Source organism: Rhizobium altiplani, from assembly GCF_001542405.1.
Classification (GTDB): Bacteria; Pseudomonadota; Alphaproteobacteria; order Rhizobiales; family Rhizobiaceae; genus Rhizobium; species Rhizobium altiplani.
In genome coordinates, this window is the sequence record NZ_LNCD01000021.1 from 15,710 (window position 1) to 30,063 (window position 14,354).

Consider the following 14,354-nt stretch of genomic DNA (forward strand, 5'->3'; position numbering starts at 1 on the left):
CTTCAGCTTCTGAAGCGATCGATGACGACGCTGAGCTCCGCCCCCACCTTGATGCCCAACAGCGCCGAAATCACCGGGATCGCCCCGGCGCTGGCGAGTGAGCCAAACTCTCCCTTGGGCAGGATGTGGCTGTCGAGAAACCCGCCTGCGAACCAGAGTCCGCAAATTCCGAGCACGACGTAAATGACGCCGGCCAGCGATTCCGTTACGCTTAGAAAGCCTTGATGGAGGCCCGTATCGGGGCGGGCGAGCACTAGCAGCATCACGCCCGACGCCACCACAGCCCCTCCCTGGAAGCCGCCGCCGGCCGAAAGGTGACCGTTCATGATCACATAGGCGCCGAACAGGAAGATCAGCGGCAGGATGATCTTCGCGCCGTTTTCCACGAGCTCGCTTGGTCGCGGGGCTTCGTTCGTGCGGTCTTGCGCCGGCGATCCGCCAAGCAGGATGCCGACGCTCGCAGCCACCATGAAAAGGACGGCCACTTCGCCAAGTGTATCGAAGCCGCGAAAGGTGATCAGGATGCCGGTGACGACGTTCGCTCCGCCGAGATCCTGTGGCACCGCGGTGAGATAGTGCCGGGCAAGCGGCGAGAGCGTCTGGCGTTCGCTATATCCGCCTGCGACGCCGGCGAAGATGAACGCGAAGACGAGGATGGCAAGAAGGCTGAAGACGCGTTTTGTCATGCCTCGCCCTCCTTGGCCGCCTCATCTGCATCGCGAAGCGCGTCTACGACCGTCGTCTCCGCCATCGGCGTGCGCACCGCATGGGCCGCGCGCGACAGCGCGTGCGACGACAGGGGGTTGGTTATCAGAACGAAAACGGCGACAATCAAGAGCTTGAGCGACCAATCGGGATGGTAGATGCCGAGCCCGGCGACGACAAGGATGTTGCCGAGCGTCGAGGCCTTGGTCCCCGCCTGGATGCGGGTAAAGACATCGGGCATGCGCAAAAGCCCGAGGCCGGCGGAAAAGAGAAAAAACGCGCCGACAAGGATGACGATGCTGCCGACCAGCTCCTGCACGTCTCACTCCTTCTCTCTACCGGCGTCTCCGCCGCCGGTTCTGCGAATGGCATAGAGAAAGATCAGCGTCGCGAGCCCGGAACCGATTGCTGCTTCCGCCATGGCGACATCGGGCGCGGCAAGCAGCACGTAGGAGACGGCCGCAAGCAGGCTCGCGAGCCCCGAACTCACCATCGCCGTCATGAGATTGGGAAGGCGCACAGCAAGAACCCCGCTGATCAGGATGCAGCCGCACACCAGTATGACGAGAAGCTCTAGCATCGTGTCACGGCCCCTTTTCCAGGAAACGAGCGATAGCAAGCACGGCAAGGAAGCTGAGCAGCCCGTAGACGAGCGCCACATCGATATACACGAACCGGCCGGAAAGATGCGCATAAAGCGTCACCAGCGCGATCGAGACCACGGTCAGCATGTCGATTGCCACGACGCGGTCCATGAGGGTTTTGCCGATGATCAGACGCAGCGCCCCGAAAACGATGCTGAAGAAGATCAGGACGGCGGCAATGCGAACGATGAAATCAGCCAAACGCCGCCCCCAGGTGCTTTTCGAAGGGGCCGGCGATCATCGCGGCGGCTTGCTCCGGGTCTGTCGTCTTCACATCGAGCCAATGAACGAAAAGGGAGTCGTCCCTGATGTCCATGACCAGCGATCCGGGGGTCAGCGCGATCGCATTGGTAAGGGCAAGGCGACCGATTGGCGATTTCAGCCGCATCGGGATCCTCACGATGCCGGGATGAATGTCGATGCGCGGCGAATAAACGTAGCGCAGCATGTTGACGTTCGCCTTCACCAGTTCAATGAAGAATACCGACGCAAAGGCAAGGAAATGGTATGCGGCGCCCGGTGTCAGCGCGGTCTGCTGCCATAGTCCATAGCGACGAGAAAAGATCGCTGCGATGGCAAGGGAGATGACGGCGCCTGTCATCACGACCGGCAGAGCGAGAGAGGCGTTCACGATCAGCCAGAGCGCGAACAGCAAAACCCAAAGGCCGATCAAACCCTTGAGGGTTTCTGGCAAGCCGCGTTCGGTAGTTTCGCTCTCCGCCGGCATAGCATCGACCTTCGTCGCCACTGCTAGTAGCAATCAAGCAGGGTTACCCCTCGAAATCAAGAGGGGCCGCCCTCCCCAAGGCCGACACCGATCGAACGTAACCTGACATCGTCCATGAAGGTTGTGGCATTGCTCGCTCAAAATCTCGAAACCCGAGAAGCCGCAAGGTGATCAGAGCCTCAACCAAATGTCCTCGAAATCAAGCTTGAAATTTGCAGCAGAGCCGTTCAGGCTTTCAAAGCTTTTCTAAGAAATCGTTCAAAGGCCCTATTGCGTCGGAGACAATTCGAAGACAGTCGATCCTCGAAATTATCTTAATGCTCCGCTAACATTTCATAAGTTTAATCAGAGTTAGAAGCCGGGGAGTAACTTGGCGGCAAGGCGCTCTCTGCCGAATTGCTGCCAGTCCTAACGTTAGCAGCCACTTTCCTCCCCGACAGCTTCCTTGAAGCAATCAATGATCGACGAGTGGTGATCAAGATGTTTGCAAGGCTATTGGTATTAAGCCGTTATATCATGATCCTGCCAGTGGTCGTGACGTTGATTGGAGCCATATCGCTGATAATTTACGAAACTGCGGTCATGGCTTTAAGTATCCGCGATACAGTGGAGGACATTGCTATCTCGACGCAAGCAGTCAAAATGTTTGCGGTCGGAGTGGTCGAGGGCATTGATGTCTTCCTAATCGCGGTAGCCGCCTACATTATCAGTATCGGCCTTTATACGCTTTTCATTGACGAGAATTTGGATCGCCCCCGATGGCTCATGCTGAAGGATCTCGAAGACCTGAAAGCAAATTTGGTCAGCGTGGTAATTGCCGTGCTTGCGGTCCTGTTTCTTCGAGAGGCTGTTGCGTGGGATGGGTCGCAGAGAATTATCTATCTGGGGGTGGCGACAGCCCTCATCATCTTTGCGCTTGCTTTCTACCTTTCTAAGCACAAAGGCTCCCCGCCGTAATGGCGTCACGAAGATACTCCCGTTTTCGCCGCTTCCTGGTCCGGGCCTGCGCACCATTTCGGGCCCGGCAAATTGCCCGGAGAGCACCAATGACATCTATTGCGCCGGAGCCGTTTCCTCTATCCGCTCGCTTCCGCCGAGCGCCCATCGGGTGACTGGACGAGCAAGAAGGACGAGGACGATCCCGAAGCCGGCGCTGACAAGGAAGATGCGGGTGAACGCGTCCGGAAGGCCGGCGGCATGTTCGGTGTCCATGCCTGCGGCCAGCAATCCCGCCATCAAATTGCCGAGCGACGCGGCGACAAACCAGAACCCCATGATCTGGCTGGTGAAGCGCTCTGGCGCAAGGCGGGAGAAAGTTGAAAGCCCGACCGGACTGAGCATCAGTTCGCCCACTGTGTGCAGCAGGTAGGTACAGACGAGGAAGAGCCCGGTAACCTTTACGCCCGTTGCCGCCGTGTGCGCCGCCGGCACTAGGATCAGGTAGCCCAGGCCCATCGCGACGAGCGCCAATCCAAACTTCACGAAAACGGGAATGGTCCAGCGTTTCTCGGCGTAGATCCAGAACGCCGCAAAAGCCGGGGTCAGCAGGATGATGAAGAGCGAGTTCAAGTTCTGGAACCATGAGGCAGGCACGGTGAAACTGCCAAGCTGGCGCTGTGTGAGGTCGTTTGCGAAGAGGTTGAGCGAGGAGCCGGCCTGTTCAAAACCGGACCAGAAGAGCGCGGCAGCCACGAAAAGGAGCGCAAGGACGATCATGCGCCGCTTCTCCGAGCCACTAAGGTCCCCTGCCAAATATATGTTGAGGAAAAAGCCAATAGCCACTGTCACGATGATCAGGCCCATGGCCTGTGCCAACCCTTGCGCACTGGTCAGATTGATCTGACCGGTTAGCGCTGCTGCGGCGACCAGGACGACGACGAGGCCACCGATGGCACCGGTGAAGAGGTGGTCACGACGGCCGGTCGCCGCGTCGGGGTGATGGTGCACGGCAGGCGCACCACCCTTGTCGCGAAGCGAGGTGCGGCTCGCCCGCAGGAAGTTGATCAACCCGAAGAACATGGCAGCGGCAGCCGCGCCGAAACCCCAATGCCAGCCCCAGTTCTCGCCGAGATAGCCGGCAATAAGTCCTCCGAGGATCGCGCCGATGTTGATGCCCATGTAGAAGAATGAGAACCCTGCGTCGCGGCCGCCGATATCGTTCTTGTCGTAGAGTTGGCCGACCATGGTCGAGATGTTTGGCTTGAGAAGCCCGGTGCCAATCGCGATGCAGAGGAGGCCGAGGAAGAACACCATTGCAGCGGAGCCGGAAACCGCAAGCAGGACATGCCCGATCATGATAACGACACCGCCAACGACGATCGCGCGCTTGCAACCCCAGAAGCGGTCGGCGATCCAACCACCTGGCAGCGCCAAGATATAGGCCGACGCGGTATACAGGCCATAGATCGCTGCGGCGTCGGCTGTGGTGAGACCCAGGCCGCTATTCTCGACCCGATCCACGAGGTAAAGGATGAGGATCGCCCGCATGCCGTAGTAGCTGAAGCGTTCCCACATCTCGACGAGAAAAAGCGCAACCAGTCCTGGTGGATACTTGACAGACGTCGTCATCGGCTCCCCCCAACTAATGCATCTGCGCTAGTATAGCGCCAATCACCGGGGAAAGCGCGCGCTACTGACCGTAACCTTGGCGTCAGCAGCATATTGGGTGAGATTGATTGCAGCCTTGGGCGATCGCAAAGGTGATATCAGGTTAGGTCTATGAGGACAAAGCGTGACTAAACCGGACTTAAGGCGCGCACTGGCGGACTTCGAGTGTGCAACTTTGCTTAGGCGATGGGGCTGGATTGCAAGGGCGGTCCACAGAGCCGGCCGGGTGCTTCCTGCGAGGAGGTTTTTTCGTATCAATGCTGCTTGAGGCGAGTACGGCCACCTCTGGAAACGAATTTGCTAGATACGCGATTGATACTCGTGGTTGGCGCACCACTATCCTCCGTAGGAAATCTTGCCCGAGCAAACACAGTTGGTGGAAGACACAATCATGTTACGCTCATCGCTCCTAGTCATCTGCGTGACCATTGCAGGAGCCTCGCTTGTAGCGTGCGCTCCTCATACCGAGCCCATCGATGTTAACAGCAATGCCGCGCTCAGCACGAAGTCAGCAAATAGGAGCCCAGGCCCTACCCGCGTCAAAGGCAAGACTGACTGCAAGGCAAAGCCCAATTACGCAGGGATGCTTCGCACACTCTGCTATTGACCACTTAGAGCCCTTTCAAAACGGAGTTGGGTGGCTAAGCCGCGGGAACACTGACATAGCGGCGTTAGACGTTTTTGAAGTTGAGGCCCTGTGCTAAGTTGCCGACAATCTACCGATTGACTAAGACGGGTGCGGCGATTTCTCGCCGCACCCAACGCGTCTGGCTTTACGCCTTGATGAAGGCCTGGAGATCGGCGTTCAGGACATCGGCGTTGACCGTCAGCATCCCGTGCGAAAAGCCTGGATAGGTTTTGAGCGAACCGTTTTTCAAAAGCTTGGTCGACTTGAGTGCCGAATCCGCGATCGGCACAATCTGATCGTCCTCACCGTGTAGGACAAGCGTCGGCACGGTGATTTCCTTCAGGTCTTCCGTTTGATCGGTTTCGGAGAACGCTTTGATGCCATCATAGTGGGCCTTGGCGCCGCCCATCATGCCCTGACGCCACCAATTCTGTATCACGCCTTCCTGGATCTTCGCACCATCGCGATTGAAGCCATAGAATGGGCCGGCCGGAACATCGCGGAAGAACTGCGCGCGGTTGGCGGCAAGTGCCGAACGGAAGCCGTCAAAAACGTCGATCGGCAGGCCCTCCGGGTTCGAGGCCGTCTTGACCATGAGCGGTGGAACGGCGGAGACGAGAACCGCCTTGGCGACCCTGCCGGCCTTTTGACCATGCTTGGCGACATAACGAGCGACTTCACCGCCGCCCGTCGAGTGACCGATATGCACGACATTCTTTAGGTTCAGGTGCTCGACGACGGCAAACGCATCGGAGGCGTAATGGTCCATGTCGTGACCTTCGGAGACCTGGGCCGAACGGCCGTGACCGCGGCGGTCATGGGCGACGACGCGATATCCATTGGCGAGGAAGTACAACATCTGTGCGTCCCAATCGTCGGACGACAGCGGCCAGCCGTGGTGGAACATGATCGGCTGTGCGTCCTTCGGACCCCAGTCCTTGTAGAAGATCTCAACGCCGTCCTTGGTGGTTACAGTGCTCATGCTTTTGCTTCCTTCAGTGGAGTGCTTCGTGGATGCAGCGTTGGCTGCAACGCTGAAAGAGGTTGGAATTGCAAAGGACGCAGCGGCGGCAGCTCCAGTGATGAGGGCAGCGCGGCGTGTAAGAGGAAAGAGGTTATCGGTCATTTCGGCTCCGGTTTCCGTCGAGTTGGGTGCGCGACGGGTGTCTGATGGACGGATATTGTCGAAGAACATAGCCATCAGCAATTGCATCAATAATTCACATTTAATTGCGCATATTGAAATTATCGGCGGGCAACCACTCCCGCCACCCATGAGGAGAATCAGGCAGCCCCCGGACGGTTGATCGTCAGGAAATGTCGGACGACTGGTCTTTCCGAGCCTGAATGATAAGTCAGAACCTTGCTCTGCAGGTCCGCATCGGCTTGCGACACACGCTTGTGCTGGCGCAGATGCTCGGCCCAGGACTCCACCATGAACCATTCGACAATCTTTTGAGGATCGGCCGAATCCTCGGTGATGCCCCAGCCGTAGGCGCCATCGCGGCGACGTTCCTCCGAGAGTTCGTCGATTGCACGAAGGAAGGCAGTGCGGTGATGTTTTTCCACCTGGTACTCGATGAGGATCAGGACTGGGCCACGGTCATGGGCGACCGGTTCTGCGACCAGCGGTTCTGGCCAATGGTTTGAGGCCACGAGATCAGCATCGCCGGCCGGCAGTTTGATGCGATGCATGATGATACCAGCGACCAACAGGCCAGCAGCGCCGATCAGCAGTGTACCGGGTACGCCGGCAACTTCACCGACTGTGCCCCAGCCGATGCTGCCGGCCGTCATCGCGCCGTTGAAGACGGTCAGATAGACGGCAAGGCCACGGCCTCGCACCCAGTTGGGCAGAATTGCCTGGGCCGCGCCGTTGAGAGTCGTCAGCGCGGTGATCCATGCGCCCCCGAGGAAAAGCAGGACGATGATGGCGACCCATTGCGGCGGGGCGAGCGAGAGCGCTGCCATAACGAGAGCAGTAACGACTGCGGCGCCGAGAAGCAGTCGATCGGCATCGAAGCGCTCACGCAACTTCGGCATGACGAGCGCACCGCCGATGGCACCGGCACCGACCGCACCAAGCAGAATTCCGTAGAAGCCGGCATCTCCGCCAAGCAATTGCCTGGCGACGAGCGGCAGTAGTGCCCAGACGGCGCTGGCGAAGGCGAAGAAGATTGCCGCGCGCAGAAGCACGACATGCAGCGGACGGCTGGCGCGGGTATAACGAAGACCGGCACGGAATGCGCCAAGGAAGCCCTCGGCGAGCGCGTCATCGGCATTCTTTGCTCGTGGCCACCAGACGAGGGCAGCGATGACAACGAAATAGCTCGCGACATCGGCGCCATAAGTAATGCCGGCACCAAAAGCTGCCAGAAGCAGGCCACCAGCAGCAGGTCCTATCGAGCGTGCAATGTTAATGCCGAGCGAATTGAGGGCGACGGCGCTCTTTACATCCTCCCGCTTTACCAGTTCCGGCACGATCGCCTGCCAGGTGGGACCCATCAGCGCAGCACCAATGCCGCCGAGGAAGGTAAGTCCGATCAGGGCGCTGACAGAAAGCATTCCGGTGTGTGCCAGAACCATCAGCGTGATGCTGACTGAGGCGAGCAGGAATTGCACGGCGATCAGGAACTTGCGGCGATCGAGGATGTCGGTCAGCACGCCGGCCGGAATGGCGAGAAGGAAGATCGGCAATGTGCCGGCCGCCTGAACCAGCGCCACGGCAGCAGGCGAGGCCGAGAGGTCCGTCATCAGCCAGGAGCTTGCGACATCGCGCATGAAACTGCCTGTGTTGCCAAGCACCGTCGCTGTCCAAAGAACTGCGAAGACAGGTTGAGCGAGTGGGGCGAAACTGCCCCCTGAGGACCGTGCGGGGCTCATTTGGCTGCTCCTTTGGTGAGATCAACGGCGGCGACGAGAACGAAGGCGCCAGTCAGGCCCAGATGTTCGAAGAAGGCATTCGTTGCCATCATCCTCTCCATGCCAGGGGCGAGTTCCCAGAAACGCAGCGCCACGAGGGTTGCGAGAAGTGTAAACCCGGACAATGCCAATGCCCCTGCCCAACGCAGCAGGCCCGAGACCACCATTGCGGAAGCGGTGAGCTCAAAGGCGATCAGCCAGGGCAAAGAAACGAGCCGGATGCAGGCCGAAATGGTCCATCTCGGCGATCGCGCCATTGAAATCTGCGATCTTGAAAAGCGGTCCCTGGATATAGGCCGCGCAAAGCGCCAGAAGCGCAACCGTGCGCGTGGTGGGAGCGGTGACGACTGCTGCGAGCGCGCTCCGCTCTTTTTTGAATGATGCTTTGTCAGTCATGTCTGCTCCTTTGAATGTGGCCGGTCGTAAGAAACGGCGCTCTGTATGGCTGTTGGAGCGATATTGGCTGGAATTATTGCCGCCAGCAATTGCATCAATAATTTTGTATTAATTGCGAAATTTGCAATTAAGTCGGAGGTGGGAACGGGGCAGCGGTGATACGCTGCCCGCGCTAGACGCCTATGGTCGTGACGGGTCTCAGACGGCCCAGCAGGAGCAACCAAGCGCGCCGAAGAAGCCCTTCAGGTCGGCGATCGGCAGTTTCGAAGTCCAGGCGCCGGCATGGTCATGGCCGTGGACACCGCAGTCGTTGGCGCAGCCGCACGAAGCGATCGCGGTGCGGCGCAGCGAGTGGCGACCAGCCCCTTCCGGTTCGCCCCAGGCGGCATAACCGCCAAACTTTCTGACCGGCGACCAGTCGGGCATGGCTGGCGGCACGTCGCTTTCGTCGAGCGCCTTGAAGTCGCCGGCGCCATAGACGACCTTGCCGCCGACCATGGTGAGATCCGATGTCAGGTAGGAGATCTCGTCTTCGGCACAGGAGAAGAAGTCCTTGTCCGGCACGACGAGATCGGCGAACTGACCCTTCTCGATACGGCCCTTCTTGCCCTCCTCATTGGAGAACCAGGTCACCTTTTCCGTCCACATCCTGAGGGCCGTTTCGCGGTCGAGGCAGTTGGCACGTGGATAAAGCTGCATGCCGCCAACTGTCTTGCCGGTAACCATCCAGGCAAGCGAAACCCAGGGGTTATAGGAGGCGACGCGGGTGGCATCGGTGCCGGCCGAGACGTTGACGCCTTTGTCGAGCATGCGGCGGATCGGCGGGGTGGCTTCAGCGACGCCGTGGCCATAGCGCTCCACGAAATATTCACCCTGAAAGGCCATGCGATGCTGGGTGGCGATGCCGCCGCCAAGTGCTGCGATGCGGTCGATCGAACGCTCCGAAATGGTCTCGGCATGGTCGAAGAACCAGTTCAGGCCTTCGAGCGGAATATCCTTGTCGACCTTCTCGAAGACGTCGAGCGCGCGCGAGATGGTTTCGTCATAAGTGGCGTGCAGACGCCAGGGCCAGCGGTTCTGAGCCAGCACCCGAACGACCTCTTCGAGCTCGCCTTCCATTTCCGGTGCCATCTCTGGTCGCGGCTGGCGAAAATCCTCAAAATCGGCTGCCGAGAAAACCAGCATCTCGCCGGCGCCGTTGTGGCGGAAATAATCATTGCCCTGCTTGTATTTGACCGAGGACGTCCAGTTGAGGAAGTCCTCCTTTTCCTGCTTGGGCTTCTGGGTGAAGAGGTTGAAGGCGAGGCGGACAGTGAGCTGGTTTTCGTCCGACAGTTTCTGGATGACTTCGTAGTCATCGGGATAGTTCTGGAAGCCGCCGCCAGCATCGATGACGCCGGTGATGCCGAGCCGGTTCAGTTCGCGCATGAAGTGGCGGGTGGAATTGACCTGGTAGTCGAAGGGCAGTTTCGGGCCCTTGGCCAACGTCGCATAGAGAATGCCGGCATTCGGCTTGGCCAGAAGCATGCCGGTCGGATTGCCATTGGCGTCGCGGGTAATCTCGCCACCTGGCGGGTTCGGTGTGTCCTTTGTGTAGCCGACGGCACGAAGGGCTGCACCATTCAGCAGTGCCCGGTCATATAGATGCAGCAGGAAGACAGGCGTGTCGGGCGCAATCGCATTGATCTCCTCGATCGTGGGCAGGCGCTTTTCGACGAACTGATGTTCGGTAAAGCCGCCGACAACGCGCACCCATTGCGGGGCGGGTGTCACCGCGACCTGGCGCTTCAGCATGTCCATGGCATCGGCAAGCGAGCGAACGCCATCCCAGCGCAGTTCCATGTTGAAGTTCAGGCCGCCACGCACGACGTGGGTGTGGTTGTCGATCAGGCCCGGCAGGACACGCTTGCCCTTGAGGTCGACGATCCTGGTGTCGGGGCCAGCGAAAGCCATGATTTCTGCATCCGTGCCAACCTCCAGAAAGGTACCGTCCTTGATCGCGACGGCAGTGGCATTCGGTTTCGAACGGTCGAGCGTGGTGATCAAACCGTGGTGGAGGATGAGGTCGGCGAACATGAGATATGCTCCTGGCTTCATTATTAAGATTGTTTTCAATGCTTTGCGCCGGGGCAACTGGGCATCGGCCCCATCGCAAGCGGATCCCCTCTTGCGGCCTCAGCTATCAGACTTCGTCTGAGCTTGGCGAGACACGACGATGTCATTGCGGACGTCGCCTTTCGGCATATGGCCGAACATGTGCGGCTTGATCTGGTTGATCCACGACACTGCCGCGGGCTCCTTGGCGATCAGCGTTCTTGCGAAGGGAATGAGCTGTTCGCCAACCAGAATGCCAAGCAGGCCGACCAGGGCGACCACCGGGGGAGCGGGAGAGCGGACATTGAGCAGGCTGTAGACAATGCCGACCAGAAGACCGGCGCCCAGGGAAAGAAGATAGAGTTTCATCGCAGCGTCCTCAACGATGGAGGCGCCGTTTCGGCAAGACATGCTTTCATGCTGCCGAAGCGGGCCGAATGGGTTGGATGGGGGACTTACTTGGCCGGGTTCGGGCCGATGCGCTTGCCGTGGGTGACGCGTTCGTCTACGTCGTGGACCATCGTGTAGGCATAGTCGATGCCCATGCCGTAGGCGCCGGAATGCTCCTTGGCCAGCGAGGTGACCCCGTCATAGGTCTCGCGGTGAGCCCAGTCGCGCTGCCATTCGAGCAAGACCTGCTGCCAGGTCACCGGAACCACGCCGGCCTGGACCATTCGGTCCATCGCGTATTTGTGGGCCTCGGAAGACGTGCCGCCGGAAGCGTCGGCCACCATGTAGATCTCGTAGTCGGGCATGTCGTGCATCGCAGACAGCGCGAAGGTGGTGTTGCAGACTTCTGTCCACAGGCCGGAAACGACGATCTTCTTGCGACCTTCGGCGGCGTTCTTGGCCAAGGCATCGCGAACATTCTGGTCATCCCAGGAGTTCATAGAGGTACGTTCGAGGATGTCGTTGTCAGGGAAGACGGCGAGGAGTTCAGGGAAGGTGTGGCCGGAAAAGGACAGCGTTTCGACGGTGGTGATGGTCGTCGGGATGTTGAAGATCTTGGCAGCCTTGGCGAGGCCGACAACATTGTTCTTCAGTACCTGGCGATCCATCGACTGGACGCCGAACGCCATCTGCGGCTGCTGGTCGATGAAGATGAGCTGGCTGTTCTTCGGGGTCAGGACTTCGAGCTTCTTGGACATTTCAGGTTCCTCTTCCGTCTGCTTGAACCGCTGATGCGGCGGGTTGAACTGTGAAGCACTTTTCTGGCCGGCGCGGGGTGGCCTTCAGAGTGCTCTTGGGTGGCCGGAGCCGCTTAATCGGTGTTAGCCGCCAATCTCTTTTCGTTCGTCTCGGCTGCTGAAATGAAACCTAGATCGATTTGGCGGGTGGCGGAATTGCAATATTATTTCCGATTGAATTGCTCCAAATGCAATAATCTACGCGATGAAAGCCCCTTCCAGATTGCGGGTGCTCACCGAAAAAACCCTAGTTTTAAGGGGGTGACAAATCGCTCAATTGTCGAGGCGGGTCTTGTCCAAAAGTCAGATCGATTGGACGAAATGCACTTGCGCTCGATCAAAACCTGGAAATCGCCGCTGCCCCAGGCGTGGTCCTCAGCAACTGCGCCGCCAGCTTCCAGGCGTCGTGCCGACAAGATTGGTGAAAACACGAGTGAAATGGCTCTGGTCGGCAAAGCCGCATGAGATTGCGACTTCCGACAGCGGTATATCGGGCGTGCGCAAGAGTACTCGAGCACGCGAAACCCGTTCGTTGAGCAGCCACTGGTAAGGCGTCATGCCCGTCGTCTCGCGGAAGGCTTGAATGAAGTAGCCGCGCGAAAGGTTGCATGCTTTGGCGACGTCGAGGACAGATATCTCCCCATCGAGGTTCTCGAGGAGAAGGCTCTTGGCCCGCTTCTCCTGAACGCGCGACAGCCTTCTTGAGCGGAGCGCCAAGGGGCTCGATCTCTTGCCATAGCGCTGCACGAGGTAGCTGCCGATTGTGGTCGCCATCTGGTCGACAAATAATTGCGGCGCTTTTTCGGGGCTTTCCAGCGCGGGTATCAGCAGGCGGGCAAGGTTGGAAAGCACGACGTCCTTCGACGCCGTTTCCGCAGTGAGCGAATTCACTCCAGCTAGCTCGGCCTCCTCTGATATCCGTTCGAGCGAAGCCGGTGAAATTTGAAGGAGCAGAAAGTCGAAAGCGCCGCCGAGGTCAGCCTTGTAATGGTCGGACAGGTCTCGGATGTAGATCGCGTCCCGGTCGAAGGCATGATTGGTCGCGTGGTGCTCATGGAAGACACGCCGGGTGTGCCTTCCGGTGGCGGATACGCCCACGACAAAACCGCGATTGCTGGCCTCGGCCTCGATCTGCTGCAGATGGCCGTCGCGACTACCCTTGCGGAAAAAGACGATATCGGCCCCCACAATCGACTGGTCCTTGTAGAGCTTGTCGAACGGGCAGCCAAAACTGTCCGTTGGCTTTGACTGGGCGGGTTTGATGTGATCGATAGAGATGAGTCCCAAGTCAGCAACCTTCCGTTCGAAGCATTCGGCACGGCATCTCGATGCCGCGGCTCACGACGGCGATCGCCTGGTGAGCCGGAAGTTCGTTTACGGGCGGCGCCTTGCCTCTTCAAGACAGGTTTGCGGCAATCCCCAGAACACAAAATCGTGAAGCGCCGCAGGGGGTTAGTCCTGCGGCGCGGGAAATTGTGGGTGTCTGCCACCAAGGATACCGTCAGGCAGCCAGCGGCTGGAGATTGGCTTCGATCTTATCACGGAACGGCTCGTAGCGGGTCGGCAATTTCAGTGCTTCGCCGAGATGCGCGGTGTCCTCATCACGATTAAAGCCAGGTTCATTGGTGGCAATCTCGAACAAGACCCCACCCGGCGTACGAAAATAGATGGCCCAGAAGTAGTCCCGGTCGATGACAGGGGTTACCTGATAGCCCGTATCCATTAGCGCCTTGCGCACTTCGATCTGCTTTTGGCGATTTTCGACGGCAAACGCTATATGATGGACCGATCCGGCGCCCTGGCGAGCAAAGGGCGTTTCTGGCAAGGCGGCGAGATCGATTGTGTCGGCACCATTGCCGTCGGGCATTATAAAGCGGGTAACATTCCCTTCGTTGCCGGTCCGCTCGTAGCCCATGAAGCTCAGCAGTTCTTCCGTCGCAGCCGTGTCACGCAGGTTGAGGCGAGCCCCGGAAAAACCTCGGATCGCAGCCTCCTGCGAGACATCGCCGCCAGTCCAGGCCGGTCTGGCGTCATCGGCCGTCTCGATGAGCGCAAAACCGTCGCCGTCCGGGCCGTTGAAGCGCAGACGCCGGGCGCCGAAGACCGTGTCTTCCTGCAGGCCGCCAATATTTTGTGCGGCAAGGCGCTCACGCCAGAAGGCAAGCGAGCCCTTCGGTACGGAGAACTGGGTTTCGCCAACTTCGCCGACGCCGGCCCGACCGCGCATCATGTGCTCGAAGGGGAAGTAAGTCATGACTGTTCCGGCCGAACCGTTCTCATCGCCATAATAGAGGTGGTAAACACTCGGGTCGTCGAAATTCACAGTCTGCTTGACGCGGCGAAGGCCGAGCGTGTCGGTGAAGAATTGGTTGTTCTGGCGGGCATCCGACGCCATCGATGTGACGTGATGCAGTCCCGTGATATCCTTGATCATGTTCCTGGCC

General features: G+C 59.1%; 14 protein-coding genes and 1 pseudogene. 1 reads left to right on the forward strand and 14 read right to left on the reverse strand.

Annotated elements, in window-relative coordinates; translation table 11 throughout:
• Positions 1-2 precede the first annotated feature (2 nt).
• Genes mbhE through AS026_RS03960 form a run of 5 tightly spaced genes read right to left on the reverse strand, consistent with a single transcriptional unit; the run spans position 3 to position 2,109 of the window.
• Positions 3-686, reverse strand: a complete 684-nt coding sequence (mbhE, locus tag AS026_RS03940) for a hydrogen gas-evolving membrane-bound hydrogenase subunit E (protein WP_062368646.1) — start codon at positions 684-686, stop codon at positions 3-5.
• A complete protein-coding gene (gene mnhG, locus AS026_RS03945; RefSeq protein ID WP_062368647.1) occupies positions 683-1,024 on the reverse strand; it encodes a monovalent cation/H(+) antiporter subunit G in 342 nt (113 codons plus the stop codon). The genes mbhE and mnhG overlap by 4 nt, the downstream gene beginning before the upstream one ends.
• Before the next feature lie 3 nt (positions 1,025-1,027).
• Entirely contained in the window at positions 1,028-1,285 is a 258-nt protein-coding gene (locus AS026_RS03950; protein WP_062368648.1) for a Na(+)/H(+) antiporter subunit B, read from the reverse strand.
• 4 nt (positions 1,286-1,289) lie between these two features.
• Positions 1,290-1,550, reverse strand: coding sequence for an MrpF/PhaF family protein (locus tag AS026_RS03955; protein WP_018856270.1), 261 nt, complete (start codon positions 1,548-1,550; stop codon positions 1,290-1,292).
• Complete coding sequence (locus AS026_RS03960; RefSeq protein WP_245307306.1) at positions 1,543-2,109, reverse strand: Na+/H+ antiporter subunit E; 567 nt, start codon at positions 2,107-2,109, stop codon at positions 1,543-1,545. Before AS026_RS03960 ends, AS026_RS03955 begins: the two co-directional genes overlap by 8 nt.
• A gap of 435 nt (positions 2,110-2,544) precedes the next feature.
• Between AS026_RS03960 and AS026_RS03965 the strand changes: the two genes are divergently transcribed.
• Positions 2,545-3,033, forward strand: coding sequence for a YqhA family protein (locus tag AS026_RS03965; RefSeq protein WP_245307307.1), 489 nt, complete (start codon positions 2,545-2,547; stop codon positions 3,031-3,033).
• A gap of 96 nt (positions 3,034-3,129) precedes the next feature.
• On the opposite strand, the gene AS026_RS03970 is transcribed toward AS026_RS03965, so the two are convergent.
• The 9 genes and pseudogenes from AS026_RS03970 to AS026_RS04010 all read right to left on the reverse strand — a co-directional run bounded on the left by AS026_RS03970 (position 3,130) and on the right by AS026_RS04010 (position 14,344).
• Entirely contained in the window at positions 3,130-4,644 is a 1,515-nt protein-coding gene (locus AS026_RS03970) for a peptide MFS transporter (protein ID WP_062368650.1), read from the reverse strand.
• 812 nt (positions 4,645-5,456) lie between these two features.
• Positions 5,457-6,293, reverse strand: coding sequence for an alpha/beta fold hydrolase (locus tag AS026_RS03975; RefSeq protein ID WP_205634444.1), 837 nt, complete (start codon positions 6,291-6,293; stop codon positions 5,457-5,459).
• 302 nt (positions 6,294-6,595) lie between these two features.
• Positions 6,596-8,194 carry an MFS transporter gene (locus AS026_RS03980; RefSeq protein WP_062368651.1) on the reverse strand — a complete coding sequence of 533 codons (1,599 nt, stop codon included), beginning with the start codon at positions 8,192-8,194 and terminating at the stop codon, positions 6,596-6,598.
• Positions 8,191-8,629 (reverse strand): annotated as a pseudogene (locus AS026_RS03985) (DoxX family protein). The gene AS026_RS03980 and the pseudogene AS026_RS03985 overlap by 4 nt, the downstream one beginning before the upstream one ends.
• A 198-nt stretch (positions 8,630-8,827) precedes the next feature.
• Entirely contained in the window at positions 8,828-10,705 is a 1,878-nt protein-coding gene (locus AS026_RS03990) for an amidohydrolase (RefSeq protein ID WP_062368652.1), read from the reverse strand.
• Positions 10,706-10,804: 99 nt separating this feature from the next.
• Entirely contained in the window at positions 10,805-11,092 is a 288-nt protein-coding gene (locus AS026_RS03995; protein WP_025659279.1) for a XapX domain-containing protein, read from the reverse strand.
• An 86-nt stretch (positions 11,093-11,178) separates the two neighbouring features.
• Positions 11,179-11,871 (reverse strand): hydrolase, encoded by a 693-nt coding sequence (locus tag AS026_RS04000; RefSeq protein ID WP_025659280.1) that lies wholly within the window; start codon positions 11,869-11,871, stop codon positions 11,179-11,181.
• 414 nt (positions 11,872-12,285) lie between these two features.
• Positions 12,286-13,197, reverse strand: a complete 912-nt coding sequence (locus AS026_RS04005) for a helix-turn-helix transcriptional regulator (protein ID WP_082728420.1) — start codon at positions 13,195-13,197, stop codon at positions 12,286-12,288.
• 214 nt (positions 13,198-13,411) lie between these two features.
• Complete coding sequence (locus tag AS026_RS04010) at positions 13,412-14,344, reverse strand: VOC family protein (RefSeq protein ID WP_062368653.1); 933 nt, start codon at positions 14,342-14,344, stop codon at positions 13,412-13,414.
• Positions 14,345-14,354: the final 10 nt, after the last annotated feature.

What these genes read in the sequence shown, in the direction of transcription:
- mbhE (WP_062368646.1), bottom strand. Translation starts at nt 686, where the DNA reads ATGACAAAACGCGTCTTCAGCCTTCTTGCCATCCTCGTCTTCGCGTTC.
- AS026_RS03950 (WP_062368648.1), bottom strand. Translation starts at nt 1,285, where the DNA reads ATGCTAGAGCTTCTCGTCATACTGGTGTGCGGCTGCATCCTGATCAGC.
- AS026_RS03970 (WP_062368650.1), bottom strand. Translation starts at nt 4,644, where the DNA reads ATGACGACGTCTGTCAAGTATCCACCAGGACTGGTTGCGCTTTTTCTC.
- AS026_RS03975 (WP_205634444.1), bottom strand. Translation starts at nt 6,293, where the DNA reads ATGAGCACTGTAACCACCAAGGACGGCGTTGAGATCTTCTACAAGGAC.
- AS026_RS03980 (WP_062368651.1), bottom strand. Translation starts at nt 8,194, where the DNA reads ATGAGCCCCGCACGGTCCTCAGGGGGCAGTTTCGCCCCACTCGCTCAA.
- AS026_RS03990 (WP_062368652.1), bottom strand. Translation starts at nt 10,705, where the DNA reads ATGTTCGCCGACCTCATCCTCCACCACGGTTTGATCACCACGCTCGAC.
- AS026_RS03995 (WP_025659279.1), bottom strand. Translation starts at nt 11,092, where the DNA reads ATGAAACTCTATCTTCTTTCCCTGGGCGCCGGTCTTCTGGTCGGCATT.
- AS026_RS04000 (WP_025659280.1), bottom strand. Translation starts at nt 11,871, where the DNA reads ATGTCCAAGAAGCTCGAAGTCCTGACCCCGAAGAACAGCCAGCTCATC.
- AS026_RS04010 (WP_062368653.1), bottom strand. Translation starts at nt 14,344, where the DNA reads ATGATCAAGGATATCACGGGACTGCATCACGTCACATCGATGGCGTCG.